Annotated in this window: 18 protein-coding genes and 1 pseudogene; 5 read left to right on the top strand and 14 right to left on the bottom strand. The window is 43.6% G+C overall.

The annotated features are described in order from the left end of the window. Positions 1 to 22: 22 nt before the first annotated feature. Positions 23 to 2059 (bottom strand): FAD-dependent oxidoreductase, encoded by a 2037-nt coding sequence (locus tag ACIRUQ_RS02175; RefSeq protein ID WP_055291133.1) that lies wholly within the window; start codon positions 2057 to 2059, stop codon positions 23 to 25. Between the two features lie 332 nt (positions 2060 to 2391). On the opposite strand from ACIRUQ_RS02175, the gene ACIRUQ_RS02170 reads away from it, so the two are divergent. After that, entirely contained in the window at positions 2392 to 2979 is a 588-nt protein-coding gene (locus ACIRUQ_RS02170) for a TetR/AcrR family transcriptional regulator (protein WP_022035341.1), read from the top strand. A gap of 35 nt (positions 2980 to 3014) precedes the next feature. Here the strand turns inward: ACIRUQ_RS02170 and ACIRUQ_RS02165 are convergent, their stop codons facing one another. Then, positions 3015 to 3917: a LysR family transcriptional regulator gene (locus ACIRUQ_RS02165; protein WP_021737814.1), complete on the bottom strand. Its 903-nt coding sequence runs from the start codon at positions 3915 to 3917 to the stop codon at positions 3015 to 3017. Positions 3918 to 4057: 140 nt separating this feature from the next. Here ACIRUQ_RS02165 and ACIRUQ_RS02160 point away from each other — a divergent pair, with 140 nt between their 5' ends. From ACIRUQ_RS02160 to ACIRUQ_RS02150, 3 genes are all read left to right on the top strand, one after another. Next, on the top strand, positions 4058 to 4306 hold the full coding sequence (locus tag ACIRUQ_RS02160) for a hypothetical protein (protein ID WP_147597853.1): 249 nt from the start codon (positions 4058 to 4060) through the stop codon (positions 4304 to 4306). Positions 4307 to 4501: 195 nt separating this feature from the next. Further along, positions 4502 to 4909, top strand: coding sequence for an IS200/IS605 family transposase (gene tnpA / locus ACIRUQ_RS02155; protein WP_055196676.1), 408 nt, complete (start codon positions 4502 to 4504; stop codon positions 4907 to 4909). Continuing rightward, positions 4906 to 6012, top strand: coding sequence for an RNA-guided endonuclease TnpB family protein (locus ACIRUQ_RS02150; protein ID WP_055290930.1), 1107 nt, complete (start codon positions 4906 to 4908; stop codon positions 6010 to 6012). The genes tnpA and ACIRUQ_RS02150 overlap by 4 nt, the downstream gene beginning before the upstream one ends. A 389-nt stretch (positions 6013 to 6401) precedes the next feature. On the opposite strand, the gene ACIRUQ_RS02145 is transcribed toward ACIRUQ_RS02150, so the two are convergent. From ACIRUQ_RS02145 to ACIRUQ_RS02105, 9 genes are all read right to left on the bottom strand, one after another. Then, positions 6402 to 6791, bottom strand: a complete 390-nt coding sequence (locus tag ACIRUQ_RS02145; RefSeq protein WP_044963940.1) for a thioesterase family protein — start codon at positions 6789 to 6791, stop codon at positions 6402 to 6404. Positions 6792 to 6845: 54 nt separating this feature from the next. Beyond that, on the bottom strand, positions 6846 to 8138 hold the full coding sequence (locus ACIRUQ_RS02140; protein WP_022035884.1) for an aminotransferase class I/II-fold pyridoxal phosphate-dependent enzyme: 1293 nt from the start codon (positions 8136 to 8138) through the stop codon (positions 6846 to 6848). An 84-nt stretch (positions 8139 to 8222) separates the two neighbouring features. Further along, entirely contained in the window at positions 8223 to 9542 is a 1320-nt protein-coding gene (locus ACIRUQ_RS02135) for a replication-associated recombination protein A (protein WP_021739655.1), read from the bottom strand. Positions 9543 to 9976: 434 nt separating this feature from the next. Continuing rightward, positions 9977 to 11113: an aminotransferase class V-fold PLP-dependent enzyme gene (locus tag ACIRUQ_RS02130; protein WP_082432891.1), complete on the bottom strand. Its 1137-nt coding sequence runs from the start codon at positions 11111 to 11113 to the stop codon at positions 9977 to 9979. Positions 11114 to 11420: 307 nt separating this feature from the next. Beyond that, positions 11421 to 12755 (bottom strand): uracil-xanthine permease family protein, encoded by a 1335-nt coding sequence (locus ACIRUQ_RS02125; RefSeq protein ID WP_055290935.1) that lies wholly within the window; start codon positions 12753 to 12755, stop codon positions 11421 to 11423. 401 nt (positions 12756 to 13156) lie between these two features. Then, a complete protein-coding gene (locus ACIRUQ_RS02120) occupies positions 13157 to 13777 on the bottom strand; it encodes a TetR/AcrR family transcriptional regulator (protein ID WP_055290937.1) in 621 nt (206 codons plus the stop codon). A 132-nt stretch (positions 13778 to 13909) separates the two neighbouring features. Then, a complete protein-coding gene (locus tag ACIRUQ_RS02115) occupies positions 13910 to 14287 on the bottom strand; it encodes a RidA family protein (RefSeq protein ID WP_044963945.1) in 378 nt (125 codons plus the stop codon). Between the two features lie 158 nt (positions 14288 to 14445). After that, on the bottom strand, positions 14446 to 14772 hold the full coding sequence (locus ACIRUQ_RS02110; protein WP_055290939.1) for a hypothetical protein: 327 nt from the start codon (positions 14770 to 14772) through the stop codon (positions 14446 to 14448). Positions 14773 to 14787: 15 nt separating this feature from the next. Beyond that, entirely contained in the window at positions 14788 to 15369 is a 582-nt protein-coding gene (locus ACIRUQ_RS02105; protein ID WP_055290941.1) for a hypothetical protein, read from the bottom strand. Between ACIRUQ_RS02105 and arcC the strand changes: the two are divergent. Then, positions 15313 to 16100 (top strand): annotated as a pseudogene (gene arcC / locus ACIRUQ_RS02100) (carbamate kinase); the annotation flags it as partial. The gene ACIRUQ_RS02105 and the pseudogene arcC sit on opposite strands and share 57 nt — an antisense overlap. Before the next feature lie 272 nt (positions 16101 to 16372). Here the strand turns inward: arcC and fucO are convergent. The 3 genes from fucO to ACIRUQ_RS02085 all read right to left on the bottom strand — a co-directional run bounded on the left by fucO (position 16373) and on the right by ACIRUQ_RS02085 (position 20002). Then, positions 16373 to 17518, bottom strand: coding sequence for a lactaldehyde reductase (gene fucO / locus ACIRUQ_RS02095; RefSeq protein ID WP_022035877.1), 1146 nt, complete (start codon positions 17516 to 17518; stop codon positions 16373 to 16375). A gap of 97 nt (positions 17519 to 17615) precedes the next feature. After that, positions 17616 to 18437, bottom strand: a complete 822-nt coding sequence (gene rhaD, locus ACIRUQ_RS02090; protein ID WP_022035876.1) for a rhamnulose-1-phosphate aldolase — start codon at positions 18435 to 18437, stop codon at positions 17616 to 17618. Positions 18438 to 18580: 143 nt separating this feature from the next. Next, on the bottom strand, positions 18581 to 20002 hold the full coding sequence (locus tag ACIRUQ_RS02085) for an L-arabinose isomerase (protein WP_022035875.1): 1422 nt from the start codon (positions 20000 to 20002) through the stop codon (positions 18581 to 18583). Between the last annotated feature and the right edge of the window lie 79 nt (positions 20003 to 20081).

Raw genomic sequence — 20081 nt, 5'->3', positions numbered from 1 at the left:
TATGATTTTTTTCTTTATGTATTTAGATAATTTCCATTGCTGCGGTCCAGCCTTCTCTTACCGCATCACCGATCTGACGCGCACGGACACAGTCACCGATCTTCCATACCGGAATACCAGCTTCTTTGATAGCTGTCTCAAGTGCTTCTGTCGCATGCGCACGGCGTCCCATTGCATTGACAACAGAATCTGCTTTGATGGTAATCTCTTTCCCATCTTGTTCCGCTACCACAAAATCTTTGCCAACTTTGACAACTTTTGCATTTACTTCGTATTTGCCGCCGTTTTTGTCGATGAAATCATGTACAGCTGTACGGTACAGACCGGTTGTCTCCGGCATCAGCGCACCTTTCATTTCAACAATCGTTGTCTCTACACCGTGATCAATATAATCTGCGGCTGCCTCACAGCCAACCAGACCGCCACCGAGTACGATGGTGCTCTTTCCAAGACCTGCAAAGTCATTGCTGTATACGTCCATTGCTGTTACCGCATTTTCAATTCCCTCGATTGGAAGGATCAGATCATCGGATCCGACGGCCAGTACAACTGCTTCCGGAGCAATTTCTCTGATGAGTTCCGGTGTTACTTCACAGTTTAATCTTACTTCGATCGGACGTTTCTCCACATCGCGGATCAGCAGATCTTTGAAGTTTCTGATATCTACTTTATGATCCGTATGATCCGTAAAATTGATCAGACCGCCTAATACTCCGGATTTTTCGCACAGGATTACCTGATGACCTCTGTCTGATGCTGTGATCGCTGTCTGCAGACCGCCACAGCCGCCGCCTACTACCAATACCTTACGGCTTGCTTCCGGTTTCGGCATGCGGTCCGGAAGGACTTTATGATGAGATGCCGGCCATACATCATATGGATTGATGGTACAGGAATCCAGTGGTGGGAATTTCACCGTCCAGATCTCTGTTTCATGCTCGCCGGACGGACCCGGATAGCATCTTCCGCAGCGCAGACAGCGACGGATCTCATCTGCATGCCCTTCTTTTGCCTTGTTTGGAAATGCCGGATCTGCAAAGAACTGACGTCCCATGGATACCATATCGATTTTTCCTGACGCGATTGCCTCTTCCGCCTGTTCCGGAGAATTGATGCCGCCGACTGCCGCAACCGGAATGGATACGTTCTGTTTGATAACAGCTGCCGGTTCAATATTCGGACCATGCGGTGCATAAGCAGTTGTGAACTCCCAACTTCTGGAAGAACTCAGGTAATGACCACAGGAGACATGGATCATATCAATGTATGGCTCACACAGTTTACAATAATTTACAGCATCTTCCAGCTCTAATCCGCCCGGTAAATGCTCAGAGCTGCTGACACGGATCTCGATCACGAAGTCCGGTCCCATAGCTTCACGAACAGTTTTTAACAGATCAACAGTAAATCTTGCTCTGTTTTCAAAAGATCCACCATACTCATCGGTACGTTTATTGTATTGCGGAGACAGGAACTGTGCCGGAAGCCAGCCATGTCCGCAGTGGATCATAATGCCTTCCCAGCCTGCTGCCTGAAACCATTTACATGCAGTTACATAATCCTGATAGCAGCTTAAAATCTCTTCTTTTGTAAACGCCTCCACATGAGAGCCATCCGGAAGATCTTTCTCAGATGGTCCCTTCGGATTGATACCATCTCCGATATTTGTCTTGATTTCACCGCAGGAAAGCAGCTCGCCCATCGGAAATGCCCCATAGCTTTTGATCATCTCCGCAGTTTCCTTCATAATTTCAAACTGCTTATCTGATCTGGATGTAAAATCAAGATACGGTTCAAACGGAAACCGTTTGTCATACTCATGATTCGGGCTTAACTCACCCAGACATACAATTCCTGCCCCTCCTTTTGCCTTTGCCTCCAGCATACGGAACGCACGCTCCGGAACCGGTGTGGTATAGCCAAACGGATCCGGATTCAGTTCGATATAATGCTCGAATGCAAATAAAGCCGGCGCTGCCTCAATACGGTTCTTAATTGTCTTTGAACCAACTTTTAACGGCTCAAACAAATGTGGAAAATACTGATTTTTTTCTGCCATAATCTCTTACCTTGTCCTTTCTCAAATATCTGATGTAAGTACCAAATAATATGTCCTGCCTGTGTTCATGCTCATAACAATCTTTTCTGAGTGATTTTTTCTATGAACAGGAAGCTCTTTCTGTTATCTAAACTGTATCAGAATCCGCCCATATTCTTCAAACACCAGCTTATTTTTCACTGTTTTATATTGCGATATTTAAAGCATTTTTGTCGCATTGCATCTGGATAAATACAAAAAATCATGCTATGATTCTATTATAGCAATGTACGCCCGGCATTTTTCAAGATAAAACACTGAACGTACATGAATAAAATAATGGGGGAAACATTATGGATCATCGCGCAGAACGAATGAAATCACTGATTATCCAGACTTTTTTTGAATGTCTGAAAACAGAGGACTTCTCTCAGCTAACCGTAGGGCAGATTGCGGAACATGCACGGATCAACCGTTCTACCTTTTATCGCTATTTTTCTGACAAATACACACTGAGAGATGAAATTGTGGACGATATTGTTCAGGATTTTGCGGAACATATGGAAGTGGATTTTCTCCACATGAATATTGAGGATGAGGTGCATACACGGTCCCTGCAGGATGGACTGATCCGCCTGTCCTCACAAAAGTGCCGACTGGAAATTCTGTGGAATCAAAACCTGCTTGGAAGAAATGTCTTTGATGAAATGATGAACGCCGGTGCCCGCAAAGTAGAAGCTGAAATTCTGAATCATCCGACCATCTCAGCAGAACGAAAGCAGCTTGCCGACTGGTATGCAAAATTGCTGGTAAATAATTTTCTCGTCACCGTCCGCTGGTGGTTTTCTCACAGTGACACTGTTTCAGCAAGTCAGATCACAACCATGATGAAACGCCATATGCTGTATGGAACGATTCCGACATTAAAAGAAAGCCGCTGAGACAGTGGTTTTTCTTTTAATATTTTTTCATCTGTTCAAGAATGCCTATCTTTCACTACACTGCAATAATAATCTACAAACTGGAGCGTTCCCAGATCCACTCTGTCTTTGCGCCAGAACAATCCACTGCAAAATACCGGTGCGTTGACCAGAGGCACTGTCACAAGTCCCGTCATATGATCCATTGGCGCCAGGTCGGATAAAATCGTAATACCAAATCCGCTTTTTACCATCATCAGCACCATCCCCACATGATCAAAACATTCAACGATATTCGGTTCAAATCCACAGCGCTGGCACCATTCCCGTGTATTGTTATATTCACTGGAAGAACTGTTTTTTCCCAAAAATACAAATTTTTCACCTGCCAATTCTGACATATGTAATTCTTTTCTCTCTGCAAATGGATGATTTTCATTCATGATCACAGCTAAATGTGATTCCTCCAAAATGCGATAGTCCAGTTCAGGAATCACATCCTCCAATGTAAATAATTTCAGACCAACATCAATCTTTCCTGCCATCAGATCTGCCGTCAGCGTTGTCCGTTCAATATATGATTTTGCTTTCAGATGTACATTTGGGTACTCTTTTTCAAATCCTGAAAACACTTCCTGCATCTCATAGATTTCTTTATAAATCATATACCCAAATCGCAGCGTTTTCTGCGTATCATCCTGAAACTGCCGCATCTGATGCAGCAGATGCTCTTCCCCGGAAAAAATCCGCACACATTCCCTGCGCAATGTTTCCCCGGCAGGCGTCAACATCAAATTCCGTTTCTCACGATCAAAAAGTGAGACCCCAAAAAATGCTTCCAGATCCTTGACTGACTTACTGAGCGCAGGCTGACTGATGTATAACTGCTGCGCTGCCTGATTCATGCTGCCACGCAATGTAATAATATAAAAATAGTACAATTTATTATAATTCACCATAACTGTCTCTCCCCTTTATAACTTTAAGTTATAGATTACTTTTATGATATTCTAATATTTTCATTTGTCAAGTTATGCTATAGTAAATTTATAATGATGTCAGGGTCAAAAGCCTGAAACCACGATGTGCTTGCATAGGAGTGGTTTTATGGCTTAATACCGCTATGTCCACTGCCATCATTCGAAACAATACAAATATGTGCTGTTTCCTGATTCTGGATGAAGATAATCTTCCGATCCAGGGACTTTATGGCGCCGGTGATATGGCTGTCGGAAGTCTGTACGGAGATCCATCCAATGCAGGCGGTAATGTACACGGTTCCATGCCATCCGGTCTCTTAGCCGGTGATTCTGCTGCCGCATACGTCAAAGGAGGTTGTAAAAATTGAAAATTGAAATTGCTGATTACTGTATCCGATGTGGAATCTGCGAAGACCTCTATCCGGATCTTTTTAACAAAAGTTAGCAAGGATTCTCCTCTACAGGTGGGAGATGAATTGCAGAAAAAGAAAGCAGAACACTTGTTCTACAGTGCGAAGTGTGGTATACTATAATCAGTCGAAATGATAGAAAGGACTGATTATATGGACAAAATGGATCATAATGCACATTCAGTATATTTGATGTATTATCATCTGATCATGGTTGTAAAATACCGAAGAAACGTAATAGATGATCCGATTTCGGAACGTGCAAAAGAGATCTGGGAACGTATTGCACCTGATTATGGAATCACACTGGAAGAATGGAATCATGATGTTGATCATGTGCATGTTATGTTTCGGGCACAGCCAAAATCAGAACTCAGCAAATTTATCAATGCGTATAAAAGTGCAAGCAGCCGGTTGTTAAAAAAGGAATATCCACAGATCAGGGAAAGACTTTGGAAGGAAGCATTCTGGAGCCAGAGTTTTTGCCTGTTGACAGCGGGTGGGGCACCGATTGATGTTATCCGTAATTATATCGAGACGCAGGGAGAGAAAAAAAGATGAATATAGCTTACCGTTTTCGGATATACCCAAACAGAGAACAGGAAGTTCTGCTCGCAAAAACATTTGGCTGCTGTCGTTTTTTATATAATCAGATGTTGAATGATAAGATACGGGAATATGAAGCATCGAAAAAAATGCTGCGAAATACACCGGCGATGTATAAAAAAGCATATCCGTTTTTGAAAGAAGTGGATTCCCTGGCACTTGCAAATGTACAGCTGCATCTGGAAAAGGCATATAAGAATTTTTTCAGGGATCCGAAGATTGGCTTTCCAAAATTCAAATCAAAGCACAAAAGCAGAAAGAGCTATACGACAAATGTGGTCAATGGAAATATTCAGGCAGAGGATCATCGGATAAAACTTCCAAAATTGAAATGGATCCGTATGAAAAAACATCGGGACATTCCGGCAGAATATTGCCTGAAATCCGTAACAATAAGTATGGAACCGTCCGGAAAGTATTATGCAAGCCTATTATATGAAAAATCTGACTGTGAAAACCAAGCAGAAGAATTTGATTATGAAAATGCAAAGATACTTGGGATTGACTATGCAATGCATGGGATGGCTGTGTTTTCTGAAGATATACAGAAGGAAAATGAAGGATACTTCAGAAAAAGTGAGGAGCGGCTGGCAAGGGAACAGAGAAAGTTATCCCATTGCGTGAAAGGAAGCAATAATTATTACCGACAGAAAAAACGTGTTGCATTATGTCATGAAAAAGTCCGAAGCCAGAGGAAAGATTTCCTGCATAAACTGAGTCATGAAATAGCAGAGGCATATGATGTTGTTGCAGTAGAAGATATTGATATGAAAGCAATGAGCCAGTGTATGCATTTTGGAAAAAGTGTCATGGATAACGGTTACGGAAAGTTTCGGGAATTGCTGGAATATAAGCTGACATGGAGAGGAAAGAAATTGGTACGTGTAGACCGTTTTTTTCCTTCCAGTAAAAAATGCTGTAAATGTGGCCATATAAAGAAAGAACTGAAACTTTCGGACAGAGTATATCTTTGTACATGTGGAAATCGGATAGATCGGGATCTGAATGCGGCAATCAATATACGTGAAGAAGCACGTCGTATGTTGTTAGCAGGATAAATGGGAAGTGTCTGTATCCAGACAATGAAAATATCCCATAACTGGGTAAAATGAATCGCGGGGCACGCGAGGATAGCTTGTAGATACTTGGCTCAGTAGAGCCATTGAGCAAGAAGCCCTCACTTCAAAATCTGTGATTTAAGTGGTGGGAGCATGTCACAAGAAATTACAAGGATCACTGCATCGATATCCTGATGGATGAAATTCCCGATACAATGGCTGACCGTATCCGTCAGGCTTCTGATGACTGTGCGGTAGCTGCGATCCGGATCAAAAAATAGAATGCCTGTTCTTATGTATCTTATTGTGACATTATGAAAGCGAAATCGAAAACTCCTTCTGTGAACACTAGTCGTGCACAGAAGGAGTTCTTGATTTCGCTATTTCAGTTATTTTGCAAGTTTGTTGTTTGCTTTTGTCTGGAATTTCTCGTTCTGTACGATGAACCGCTCATGTGTGCCTTCACCGATCAGACCAGCTTCATCATAAGCCGCTACTTTAAATACAAGACGGCGACCGTCTACTTCTGTAAGCTCTGTCTCGCAACGAACAGTCATTCCAATCGGAGTTGCCGCTACATGGCTGATAGTTACCTGTGTACCAACGCTGCCGCAGCCTTCTTCCAGATAGGGAGCTACGCTCTCGCTTGCTGTTTTTTCCATTAATGCAAGCATGCATGGTGTTCCGAATACTTCCAGTACGCCGCTTCCTACTGCTGTTGCGGTATTCTCATATACAACCTCTACGCTCTGTTCCCCTTTGATTCCTGCTTTTAACATTTTATGTCCTCCTCTAAAATTCATCATTACGGAGTAAGTATATCATAACTTTTCTTATGCTTCCAGAAGTTTCTCCACGCTTGCAAGTTTTGCACAAACGATAAATACCTCGCATGCCTCTTTCAGTTCTTCCATCGGCGGAAGTGTCGGAGCAATACGGATCACGGAATCCTTCGGATCCTTTTTGTATGGGTATGGTGCGCCTGCACCTGTCAGTACAACACCGGCCTCTTTTGCTTTTGCAACAATGTTCTTTGCACATCCTTCATTTGCCTTGAAGGTGATGAAATATCCACCATTCGGACGGATCCAGCTTCCTGCGCCAAGACCTTTCAGTTCTTCCTCAAAACGATCCAGGATCATCTCAAATTTCGGACGGATGATTGCTGCATGTTTTGCCATATGTGCTTTTACGCCATCGATATCCTTTAAGAATTTCACATGACGCAGCTGATTAATCTTGTCAAATCCGATGGTCTGAATGGTCAGACGTTTCAGGATATCTGCTTTGTTCTCAAGACTTGTGATCAGGCCGGATACACCTGCACCGGAAAATGTGATCTTGGATGTGGAGCAGAACTCGATCGGAAGGTTCGGGTTTCCGGCTTTCTCGCACTCACCGAGGATCTCAAGGATCTGATCTGCTTTGTCCTCATACAAATCATGTACACAGTAAGCGTTATCCCAGTAAATACGGAAGTCTTCTGCTGCCGGTTTTAAGCGGGCCAGTCTGCGGACAGTCTCGTCAGAGTAGGAAGTTCCCATCGGATTGGAATATTTCGGCACACACCAGATACCTTTGATGCTGTCATCTTCGCTGACTAATTTTTCTACCATATCCATATCCGGACCGTCTTCGTAAAGCGGTACGTTGATCATCTCGATGCCAAAGCACTCTGTGATGGCAAAGTGACGGTCATATCCCGGAACCGGGCAGAGCCATTTTACTTTGTCAAGTTTGCACCATGGTGTGCTTCCGTTTACACCAAACATCATGGATCGAGAAATGCAGTCATACATGATATTCAGACTTGCATTTCCGTAAACAATGACATTATCATATGCTTCCGGACCGAGTCCGACTAAGCTTGCGATGAATTCCTGTCCCTCGGTGATACCATCGATCACACCATAGTTACGGATATCTGTACCGGCTCTGCTGACTAGCGGAGTCTCACTGGTCAGAACGTCCATCATCGGCATGGACAGCTCAAGCTGCTCTTTGGATGGTTTACCTCTGGACATGTCCAGTTTCAAGCCTTTTTTGCAGATTTCTTTGTACTGCTGTTCCAGGCTTTCTTTCTCTCTTAATAATTCCTCTCTGCTCATTTCCTGATAAGACTGCATTGATTTTTCCTCCTGTTGTGTATTGTTAAATCATTTTTTACAACTTCTTTTTATTTTATATTCAAAAGGAGATTTGACAAAAATTTACTCCTGTTTGATTTTTTTAAAATATTCCCGTATGGTCTGTTCGTAACCATTTTCTGTCGGCTCATAGAATTTCATATCTTTGTATGCATCCGGCAGATACTGCTGTTCCACATAATGATTCGGATAATCGTGGGCATATTTATATCCGATGCCTCGTCCAAGCTTCCCAGCACCTTTGTAATGGGCATCGCAGAGATACGTTGGAACCGGTGCGGTTCTCGACTCTCTGACAACGGAAAGTGCTTTGTCCACTGCCAGGTAGGCCGCATTGCTCTTTGGTGCGCTCGCCACATAAGTGACGGCCTGTGCCAGCACGATCCGCGCCTCCGGCATTCCAAGACGCTCCACTGCCTGGGCTGCGCTGACTGCCACGGTCAGGGCGTTCGGATCTGCATTTCCCACATCTTCCGATGCACAGATCATAATTCTCCGGGCAATAAATGTCACATCTTCCCCGGCGTACAGCATTTTTGCCAGATAGTAGACCGCTGCGTCCGGATCAGACCCCCGCATACTTTTGATAAATGCGGAAATGTTATCATAATGGCTGTCACCATTTTTATCATACTTGATCACGCGCTTCTGGATACATTCGGAAGCCACATCCAGCGTGATATGGATGAGCCCGTCTGCACTGCGTTCTGTGGTAAGGATTCCCAGTTCAATAGCATTTAATGCGCTGCGGGCATCCCCGTTTGATACATCAGCAAGAAACTCCAGTGCCTCTTCATCCGCCACTGCACGATAGGCTCCCATACCTTTTTCCATATCCTCTAAGGCACGATGCAGCAACGTCTTGATATCTTCTTTCTCCAACGGTTTTAATTCAAAAATAATGGATCGGGAGATCAGCGCTCCGTTTACCTCAAAATACGGATTCTCCGTAGTGGCACCGATCAGTGTCACGGTACCGTCCTCCACAAACGGAAGCAGATAATCCTGCTGGCCTTTGTTAAAACGGTGAATCTCATCGATAAACAGAATCGTACGTTTTCCGTACATCCCCTGCAGCTGTTTTGCCTTTTCAATCACTGCTTCCATGTCCTTCTTGCCGGCAGAAGTCGCATTGATCTGCATAAATTCTGCACTGGTGGTCTGTGCGATCACCTTTGCCAGTGTCGTTTTTCCGGTTCCCGGAGGTCCATAGAAAATAACTGACTGCAGCTTATCCGCTTTGATGGCACGGTATAGCAATTTATCTTTGCCGATGATGTGCTGCTGTCCCACTACTTCTTCCAGTTTCGTCGGACGAAGTCTGGATGCCAGTGGCGATTCTTTTTCCTTATTTTGTTCTCTCATGTAATCAAATAAATCCATTTTATATGCTCCATTTCACGTTTCATCCTTTAAAAATGAATCTTTTTCACGATATAAAATTCATTTTCAACTGCTTTCATCCTGTAAAATGCATGGATTTTAAATATTTTTGCATGATACCAATACGATATCTTTCATATCCATGCTATACAATACCTTAATTTTACCGCTCTGACAAGTTATTTTTTTGACAAAGTTCCATTTTCTCCGATTTTCCCATAATTAGGAAGATTCCCAACTATGTTTTCTACATTGTGCCGAAAACAGTTCTCTTATCACATGTATTCTGGATAACGATCATGCTTGCATGAGGAGTTATCCAAATACATTGTGATAAAGGAAGCGCCATATCATGAGCCAAAATAGCAGCATCGCTACGGAGAAGCCCTGAAAGGGCGTTTGGCGAATGGCGCGAGTGAACTGTTCATAATTGCTCACTCTTCTGCCAGTTCTCTCACTGCCTCGATCGCTGTCTCTACTTCCTGTTCGGTATTATAATGGGAAAAGCTGAACCGCACAGCGCCCTGTTCCACTGTCCCAAGTGCCTCATGCATCAACGGTGCACAATGTCCCCCCGGTCTGGTGGAAATCTCCCATCCTTCATAAAGTTCATCGCTGACCTCTGCGGAATCATAATCCCCGATATTAAAGGATACAATGGGACACCGGTTTTTCTGTGAAAAATCACCATAAATCTTTACACCTGAAATGTCTCGGATACCTTCATAAAACTGCCACATCAGCGTCTGTTCTTTTTCACGGATTTCGTCCATTCCTGTCTGCTTCAGGTAATCCAGGGCCGCATCCAGCCCTGCAATGCCATGTCCGTTTAACGTCCCTGCTTCCAGCGCCGTCGGCATCTGCTGCGGATGCTTTTTGCTGTACGTCTGCACGCCGCTGCCTCCGCTCTTTAACGGTCGAAGCTGCAGACCGGTTCTGACATAGAGCCCGCCGGTTCCCTGGGGGCCAAGCAGGCTTTTGTGCCCGGTAAAGCACAAAATATCAATATGCATCGCCTGCACATCAATAGGAAATACGCCTGCTGTCTGTGACGCATCCACCACAAAAAGAATTCCATACTTTTGCGTCATTGCTCCGATTGCCGCAATATTCACCAGATTTCCGGTGACATTCGATCCGTGCGTACAAATAATGGCTTTTGTCTCCGGTCGGATTGCTGCCTCCATATCCGCTATTGAACATCTGCCCTGCACATCCGCTTTTACAATGGTCAGATCCACTCCCTTTTCTTCCATTTCATAGAGCGGACGGAGCACGGAATTATGCTCCAGCTGTGTGGTGATCACATGGTCTCCCGGATTTAATAATCCCTTGATGGCTATATTCAGACTCTCTGTCGCGTTGCCGGTAAACACCATACGCTCCGGGCTTTCCGCATGGAAAAATTCTGCCAGTTTCCGTCTTGTATCGTAAATCGTGCGGGAAGCCTGCAATGTCGCCTCGTGTGCCCCTCTTCCTGCATTTCCAAGCAAGCAGAGTGCCTCCGTAACTGCCTGTACAACTTCATTCGGTTTCTGTCTGGTCGTTGCTGCATTATCAAAATATATCATGGAAAAATCCCCTTTTGTCATACACATTATATGATGATGCCAGGGTCAAAAGCCTGAAACCACGATGTGCTTGCACAGGAGTGGTTTTATGGCTTAATGACCCGCCCCGATATGAGCATAAAAGTGGAGCGTCAGCTTCACGATATGCGAATATTGGGTAGAATTGTGGGAGTACGAAGTACGGAACAATTCGTACGGCATCTTTTGACCCCAAATCTTGATTATACGGAATATATTTTATCATAAAAAGGAGTCCTCGCCAATCTGCGAGAACTCCTTCTTATTAGTCTGACATTCCGTCAGGCATTTATTTTTCCGTTTTTTTCTCTTTCGGCAGCACCAGATTCAAAAATACTGCAGTTACGGTTGCAATAACAACCGGTGTCTTACCAAATACGGTTGTCACCCATGCCGGAAACATTCCGAGGGATGCAGAAGCCTGGGTCACACCAACACCAAGTGCCACAGACAATCCCACGATAGAGGTATTGCGATAACTCATCGGCTGACTTGTGATCAGCTTGATACCTGTCATTGCGATAGATGCAAACACAGAAATAGTTGCTCCACCAAGGACACACTGCGGAATTGTTGTCAACAACGCGGAAAACTTCGGCACCAGACCGGCAATCAACAGAATACCTGCAGACATTCCCAGAACAGAACGGTTGATAACCTTTGTAGTTGTAACGATACCTACATTCTGACTATAGGAAGCCGTCGGAAGACCACCCAGGAAAGCTCCAATGATATTGGTGCATCCATATCCAACGATAGCACCCTTTAATTCTTTATCTGTCGGCTCACGGTCCATACCACCAGTTGTTGTTGCCGTAAAATCGCCGATGGCCTGAATCGCATTGATGGCAAATAATAATCCAATGGCAATGCAGGAGGACGGATCAAACTGAATACCAAAATGCATGATCTGCGGCATCTGAAAAACGCTTGCCTGTGCCACTGCAGTCAGATCTACCATACCAAAACATGCTGCAATGATATAACCGCAGATGATACCAATCAGAATAGACGCAAGTTTTACAAATCCTTTGGTAAAATGATTCAAAAATGTAACGATAGCCAGTGTGATAATTGCTACCAGCCAGTTGGTCCAATGTCCGTAATTTCCACTGGATGCACCGCCTGCCATATAGTTAACAGCAGTCGGATATAAAGAAAGTCCGATGGTAAATACAACAGTTCCTGTTACCAGCGGCGGAAACACCTTGCGGATTTTATCAATAAAAAATCCGATGATCATCGCGATGATACCGCCGATGATCTGTGCTCCGAATATCGCTGCAATGCCTACATCTGCCGCAATAGCCTGCATACTTGCCACATAAGCAAAACTGGTTCCCATGATGACCGGTAATCCGGCCCCCAGGCGGAATCCCTTTTTAGATCCGATTGGGAACAGCTGTAAAAATGTGGAAAGTGCAGAAACTACCAGTGCCGACTGAATCAGCATAACACGGTTTGTACCCTCTAGTTCTGCCACTCCTGCCACAATAATAGCCGGGGTCACGCATCCAACGATCATAGCCACCACATGCTGCAAAGCCAGCGGAAGTGCTTTGCTTAACTGCGGAATACCATTTAACTCGAAAATAGACGCATTTGTTCCTTTTGTCTTTTTCATGTACTAAAATCCTCCATCTTTTATGTTACAGGTAAAGCGGACATTCGCAATCCGCTTTCGCTACTTGCTCATGAACGCAGTCGCTTTGCGACCTGCGTTCACATTCCATTTTTTTCTCAGATATTATAACGCAGACAATTTACGTTTTACAACCGCTCCACTTATGAATTGTATTTATGGTATTCGTTAGCACTGCTAATAAAAAGTTTTCTTTTTTCGGGATTCCTTTTCCTTCCCACTTGATTTTTGCGGCCACCTCTACCGCATCCATGATTTTTTTATATCCGGTACAGCGACAGATATGATATAGTAAGACATAGTTTTGACTGATTATTCAATCAAACAGAAGTGTACAGAAAAGCTTTTCGTATCCACATAGTAAAGTTCCTGTAAAAATTGGATTAAAATTCCCCTTCTTTTTTCTCCATTGCAATTCTGATCTGCTCAAGCACCATTTCTTCTGCATATGCAAAATAACTATCTGCGTCAAAACCTTTTCCATCCACCAGCACCTGGATCGAAGCCCCCTCAAGCAACGATACTGCCATGTACGGAATCAGTTCTTTGTCTGTCTCGTCCATATTCGGGCAAAAACGAATAATGATCTCCCGGATATTATCTCTCCAAACCGCATATGCTTCCTGAAAACGTGCTCTGATGTCTGCGTCAATCCTTGTCTGAACAAGAAAATCAATTTCTGCAAAATCATATTCTTTCTTCTTTGTCAGCAGTATTTTTTTCTGCTGAAAGAAAATATGTAACTGATCTTCCAGTGTATCTTTGCTTGATTTCTTGCTCACTTGCTGCATATCGTAGCATTCTTCTAAAATCCACTCCTGCAGCCCCTTTAACAGTTCCTGCTTTGTTTTATAATAATAGTGAACATTTGACTGGACCATGTCTGCCTTTTCTGCAATCAGATGCATTCTGGTTCCACTGATCGTAACATCATTTACAACTTTCAGTGCCGCATTCAGAATCCTTTCTTCTGTTTCTGTAACATGTAATGTTTCTGTTTTCAAATTCTTGCCTCCTGCCTATAAGATTACCCTAACATTCGGTTTTTATTTTATTTTTTCTTACAGGCAGTGTCAAGAATTAGCTAAAACTTATTTTGGTTTAACCCGTCGTCCTTGTATACATTCCTGTATTTCTTACTTTTCAACAGCAATTGCTTCAATCTCTACCAGAGCTGCTTTCGGGAGGTTTGCTACCTCTACGCAGGAGCGGGCCGGTACTTCATTTGCAAAATATTTTGCATAGATCTCATTTACTTTACCGAAATCAGCGATGTCAGCTAAAAAGATTGTTGTTTTTACAACGTGATCAAAATCAGATCCTGTGCCTTCCAGAATTGTTTTCACATTCTCAAGACTCTGAATTGTCTGTGCCTCAATACCTTCCGGAAGTGTACCGTCTGCCGGATTTAACCCTAACTGACCGGAGATGAAGATCATGTTTCCTGTTTTTACAGCATGTACATATGGACCTACTGCTGCCGGTGCTCCGTTTACGTTGATTGACTGTTTCATAATCATATCCTTCTTTCTTTTTAAATTGTGAAATAAACTATTTCATCTTTTTTATTATAATGCAGTACATTACTGCTTTACAAGCAAACTTTTGAATACAGATTTTCAGTATCCGTTTGTTACAGCTGACGCGCTGTTCTGTGAATGTATTTTCCTTTTTACTCGGTATGAACCTTGCCATACTCTGCCACCGGGCATCCTCTTAAGCCGTCCGGAATTCTGGTAAAATCATCTTTACCACGCGTCTTCTGATCTTTCATATTGAAACTGCAGTGGTCAGTGCCAAGCATATCAACTTCGCCCTTTGCAACAGCTTCCCGGAGTGCCTCCCGGTCTTCTTTTTTTCGAAGCGGCGGTGCACATACGAAAGCAGCTCCTGAAAATCCCGGACGGTTGTATTCTTTCTCATCCAGTATCAGATACTGCGGACAGGTCTCTACAAATACCTGCTGACCTTCTTTTCTGGCTCTCTGAACTACTTTCAATCCCTGTCTGGAACTTCAATGTACGATATTCACTGGTGTACCTGCCAGTTTTGCAATCGTCAGCAACCGGTTGACGGCCTCGGCTTCCGCCTCTGCCAGACGGCTCTTCGGATGCAGGCGTATGCTGTTGCGTTCCTCTGCTTTGAGTTTTTCTGTCACCGCCTTGATGATGTCACCGTTTTCACAATGGACACCTGCGATGCCGTGTTCTTCCTCGATTGCTGACAAAATCTCAAATAATTCTTTGTCATTTACTCTGAGATTATCATACGCCATATATAATTTATAAGAAGTGACCCCCTGACGGGTCATTTCTTTGATTTCCTTTTTTGCCTCATCATTCCAGTCTGTGATCGACATATGAAAACCGTAATCACAGGAGCTTTTTCCATCTGCCATTTTGTGCCAGACATCCAGTACTTCGGTTAAGGTCTGCCCTTTTTCCTGCGTGGTAAAATCAAGGATTGATGTGGTTCCTCCTGCTATCGCAGCTTTTGTTCCTGTATAAAAATCATCTGCGGTATGAAAATCTCCCGCATCCAGATCGAAATGATCAACAATGCAATGGCAGCATATTCCAAAACAGAACTTTCTCATCCGGCAATCACACCGCTCTCCGTCTGTGTTGCCATGAGTCAGGCATATATTGGTTACGATCTTCAGAATGCATTAAAAGAGGAATTATTAAACCGCGGCATCAAGAAAAATGTTGCCACCGTGATCACACAGGTTCGTGTGGACGAAAATGATCCTGCATTCGAGCATCCAACCAAACCAATCGGTCAGTTTATGACCAAAGAAGAAGCCGATGCTGCTGTAGCCAGCAGCGGTATTCAGGTCATGGAAGATGCAGGACGCGGCTATCGTCGTGTCGTTGCTTCTCCGAAACCGGCAGAAATCATTGAAATCGACACAAAGATCTCTTAGAAGCAGGCGAAGTCGTCATCGCCAGCGGTGGCGGTGGTATTCCTGTAATCCGCCGCGGAAACCATTTAAAAGGTGTTGGAGCAGTTATCGACAAAGACTTTGCAAGCTGTCTCCTTGCACAGCAGTTAAATGCAGATTTCCTGATCATTCTGACTGCAGTTGAGAAAGTAGCACTCCGCTTCGGTACTCCGGAAGAGACATGGCTCAATGACATCTCTGTCGAAGAGGCAAAACAGTACATGGAAGAAGGACATTTTGCTCCAGGTTCCATGCTTCCGAAAGTACAGGCAGCTGTAGAATTTGCCGAATCAGGCGAGGGACGTACCGCCCTCATCACCCTTTTACAGAAAGCAAAAGACGGTGTAAACGGTACAACAGGAACACGAATCATCAAAAAATAATTATTTTATCTTGTTTTTTGATTGATTATTCGATAAAACTTTTTTAACATTTTCCCTCTATTTTACAATATACAAAGCAAAGAAAGAGCCCCGATCCTAACCAAATCGGGGCTCTTTCATGTGGTGCATCTTTTATATTACGGAAATTTATGAAAGCGGGCACAGATTATTTTGTCTTTCGAGCTAACAATCGCTTCTCAAGAAAAAATAATCTGTGCCCGCTATTTACAATGTGTATCTTTTCGCACTAAGTAAGAAAAGATGTTTGTAAATTACATGATCTTGCGGAAAAGTTCTTTCAGATCTTCTACACTTGCATCTTTCGGATTGCCCGGTGCACATGCATCTGCATGAGCAGATTCAGCTAAGAACTGAAGATTTTCTTCTTTGATCGCATCCAGTTTTGTCGGGATTCCAACATCAGCAGAAAGTTTCTTAACCGCCTCAATAGCTGCTTTTCTGTACTCTTCCTGAGACATTGCATCTACACTCTGTACACCCATTGCTCTTGCAATTTCACGATATTTTTCACCGGTGCACTCCTGGTTATACTCCATAACGATCGGAAGCATCATTGCACATGCTACACCGTGCGGTGTGTCATAAACAGCGCCAAGTGTATGAGCCATGGAATGTGCGATTCCAAGTCCTACATTGGAAAATCCCATACCGGCAATATACTGACCGAGGGCCATTCCTTCACGTCCCTCTTTTGTATTATCAACGGCTCCGCGAAGAGATTTGGAAATCAGTTCAATAGCTTTCAGATGGAACATATCTGTCATTTCCCATGCAGCTTTTGTCGTATATCCCTCAATTGCATGTGTCAATGCATCCATACCGGTAGATGCAGTCAGTCCTTTTGGCATGGAAGACATCATTTCCGGATCGATAATCGCAATGATCGGCATATCATGCGGATCTACGCATACAAATTTACGTTTTCTCTCTACGTCTGTGATAACGTAATTGATCGTAACCTCCGCCGCTGTACCTGCTGTCGTCGGAACTGCGATGATCGGTACACAAGGGTTCTTTGTCGGTGCCACACCTTCGAGACTTCTCACATCCTCAAATTCCGGATTTGCGATAATAATGCCGATCGCTTTGGAAGTATCCATAGAAGAACCGCCTCCAATTGCGATCAGATAATCTGCGCCGGAATTTTTAAACGCCTGAACACCATGCTGTACATTTTCGATGGTCGGATTTGGTTTAATATCTGAGTATACCTCATATTCCAGACCATTTTTATCAAGAATATCAGTAACTTTGCTTGTTACATGAAATTTGATAAGATCCGGATCTGAGCAGACAAATGCCTTGTTAAATCCATGTGCTTTTGCTTCATTTGCAATCTCTTCGATTGCTCCTGCTCCATGATAAGATGTCTGGTTCAAGTTGATTCGGTTTGCCATAGTGTTTCTCATCCTTTCTCTTTCTAAAATAATTGCCATTTTTATAGGCATTTTTCCAACACGTTTTCTGATTCCAAACCAGTTTTTTATAAGTATCTTATTTCTCGTATAAGAATTCTTCCGGAAGCGTTACGTTAAAATCTTTTGCAAGATGGCGGAAATCATCCGGTGTGATAGTCTGAAGCTTATCCGGTCTCATGGATAACATTTTCACCAGGATTTCTGCTGATTTCTCTGCTGTGTGCATCAGTCCGAATGTCAGGTCAAAATCAAATCCTGCTGCAAACATTCCATGATGTGCCCAGATCGCCAGATCATATTTTTTCATTAATTCACTTGTGGCAACGGCGATTTCTCTTCCGCCCGGAACCATCCACGGAACGACACCGATACCATCCGGGAATACAACCGGACACTCGGTAGCCATTTCCCACAACTCTCTTGTAAATACACGATCCTCTAACGGAAGCACGAATGTCAGAGCAATAATATTTGTTGTATGTGCATGATATACCACACGATATCTCTCATCCTGCAGTTTCTTTACTTCCAGGTTCATCAGATGGCTTGGAAGCTCAGAAGTCGGTCTGCCGCCGTTTACAAGTCCCCAGACGATGCGGTAATTCTCACCTTTTTCATCCAGTTCGATCATGCAGATGCTGTCTTCCGGTTTGATGCTGACGTTACGGAAATATTTTCCACTGCCGGTTACAAGAAAATACTCGCCTGCGAGGTTTGGTACGCTTGTGCCGATCGGCTGCCACTCTTTTGCTTCAAAGTTTTCTTTTACATTCTCTACTTCTTCCGGTTTCACACGGTAGGAAAGGTTTCCGCCGTTTCTCTCATGCCAACCCTGATTCCAGCCGTCATCTGCCATTCTGATAAATCCCTGTACAAATTCTGCATCTAAAAATTTCATAATTTCTCCAATCTGCTGCACACACAGCCACTTCTTTTTTTATCTATTGCTATCCTTGTTTATTTCATTCAAGAATGCCCTCTCCATTCTTGCTGCGAGATGCACATCATGCAATGCATGACATATTTTTCTGTGTATCTCTGTTATCTGCAAATGATATCAACAGGTACATTCAATATTTTTGCAACTTTCAGAATCGTATCAATATGTCTTCCCACTGCTGCTGCCATATGATGAGTCGGACCTGCCTCGCTCCATCTGTTGCAAAATTCTCTTGCACCGATGGAAAATCTGGTTCTCATATTGGTATCACCGAAAGTAAAGATCGGTCCGTCCTCGTTTACGCCTTCTGCCACAACAAATTTGAAATGTCCGTCTTTATCCTGTGTGATTCCGAGGTAAGTCACATCTCCTGTCGGCGGATAGAACTGGGTCAGATAACCGCCGCCTGTTTTTCCATGAAAGACATCAACAATCTTCATCGACGGTTTGCGTGCCTGTGAAATATCCGCATCGCCGGATCCGGAATGTCCGATAATGCAGATGTCTTTGTTGAAATCGATGGAGTACATCTCAGAGAGCTGACCGGTTCCGGAAATTGTTTTCAGGATGCTCATGGCCATAGCTACTTTCATATCTCCTTCTACGGCACAGGCGGTACCCTGTTTGATCAGCATGGAAAATGCCGGAATCAGCATACTGTCCAATTTTCCTGCAATACCTTGTGCAAATCCATCATAATGGGATGCTACAAGTGCAATGTCTTCTGTTTTTACCCATTCTTCGAAAGCAACCACGTATCTTGCCATATCCCAGACAGTCTCGACAGTGGCTCCGCCTTCGATATCAAAAGTATCAAGAATTTCTTCTGCTTTTGCACGGATGGCTGCCTCATCAGTGATATGATCTGCGATGGCCCACATTTTCTCCCAGTCAAACTGCTTGGTATACAGACCCATACGGTTGTAAAGATTGGTCTCATCAATGTAGAGATCCATCATGCCCGGATACGGTCTGCCGATCTGTGCAATATTGGTATAACGGAATCTTCTTCTTACCTGCGCTGCACGACACCACTCATCAATCTCCTGTGCCACATATGCATCGCCGCCTTCTACCACGCCTGTAATAACAGCATGTCTCTTTCCGGCACGCTCCAGATCTGCTACCATCTCACCAACTGCACCACATGCATATAATTCGCCCAGCCAGGTAGCTGTATCTGTATGTTCATAATCCGGCGCTTTTTTCTTCTGTACATTTACCAGAACCACCGGCACGTTCAGATCACGGATCGCTGGAAGCATGTTATAACTTGTTGCGTAAGTAAGCAGCTGTAAAATAACCAAATCTACATCTGCCGCACGGAATTTATCACCTGCTGCCATAGATAACTCTTTTGTTGTAACAATTCCTCCGTCCACAATTTCTACCGTGTCCGGAATTGTCTTTTTGAACGCTTCATACTGCTGCTCAAATTCCGGCACCAGAGACGGGAACTGTGGCAGATATGCGCCCAGTGCGATAGAAAAAACACCAATTTTTGCCTTTGTTTCTACTAACATATGACTCCTCTCCATACTTCGTAGTATATTTATTGTTTCCATATTTCTTATTTCTCTTCTATAAAAACAGATTGATATC

The sequence above is a fragment of the Eubacterium ramulus genome (genome assembly GCF_045002895.1).
Taxonomy (GTDB): domain Bacteria; phylum Bacillota; class Clostridia; order Lachnospirales; family Lachnospiraceae; genus Eubacterium_I; species Eubacterium_I ramulus.
Note: the sequence above shows the minus strand (reverse complement) of the source record. Positions and strands in the feature narration are given on the sequence as shown.

Coding starts and splice junctions, on each gene's coding strand:
- ACIRUQ_RS02145 (WP_044963940.1), bottom strand. CDS start 6,791: ATGTTAAAAGCAGGAATCAAAGGGGAACAGAGCGTAGAGGTTGTATAT.
- ACIRUQ_RS02175 (WP_055291133.1), bottom strand. CDS start 2,059: ATGGCAGAAAAAAATCAGTATTTTCCACATTTGTTTGAGCCGTTAAAA.
- ACIRUQ_RS02135 (WP_021739655.1), bottom strand. CDS start 9,542: ATGGATTTATTTGATTACATGAGAGAACAAAATAAGGAAAAAGAATCG.
- ACIRUQ_RS02085 (WP_022035875.1), bottom strand. CDS start 20,002: ATGTTAGTAGAAACAAAGGCAAAAATTGGTGTTTTTTCTATCGCACTG.
- fucO (WP_022035877.1), bottom strand. CDS start 17,518: ATGGCAAACCGAATCAACTTGAACCAGACATCTTATCATGGAGCAGGA.
- ACIRUQ_RS02150 (WP_055290930.1), top strand. CDS start 4,906: ATGAATATAGCTTACCGTTTTCGGATATACCCAAACAGAGAACAGGAA.
- ACIRUQ_RS02165 (WP_021737814.1), bottom strand. CDS start 3,917: ATGGTGAATTATAATAAATTGTACTATTTTTATATTATTACATTGCGT.
- ACIRUQ_RS02140 (WP_022035884.1), bottom strand. CDS start 8,138: ATGCAGTCTTATCAGGAAATGAGCAGAGAGGAATTATTAAGAGAGAAA.
- ACIRUQ_RS02130 (WP_082432891.1), bottom strand. CDS start 11,113: ATGATATATTTTGATAATGCAGCAACGACCAGACAGAAACCGAATGAA.
- ACIRUQ_RS02115 (WP_044963945.1), bottom strand. CDS start 14,287: ATGAAACAGTCAATCAACGTAAACGGAGCACCGGCAGCAGTAGGTCCA.
- rhaD (WP_022035876.1), bottom strand. CDS start 18,437: ATGAAATTTTTAGATGCAGAATTTGTACAGGGATTTATCAGAATGGCA.
- tnpA (WP_055196676.1), top strand. CDS start 4,502: ATGGACAAAATGGATCATAATGCACATTCAGTATATTTGATGTATTAT.
- ACIRUQ_RS02125 (WP_055290935.1), bottom strand. CDS start 12,755: ATGAAAAAGACAAAAGGAACAAATGCGTCTATTTTCGAGTTAAATGGT.
- ACIRUQ_RS02105 (WP_055290941.1), bottom strand. CDS start 15,369: ATGAGAAAGTTCTGTTTTGGAATATGCTGCCATTGCATTGTTGATCAT.
- ACIRUQ_RS02170 (WP_022035341.1), top strand. CDS start 2,392: ATGGATCATCGCGCAGAACGAATGAAATCACTGATTATCCAGACTTTT.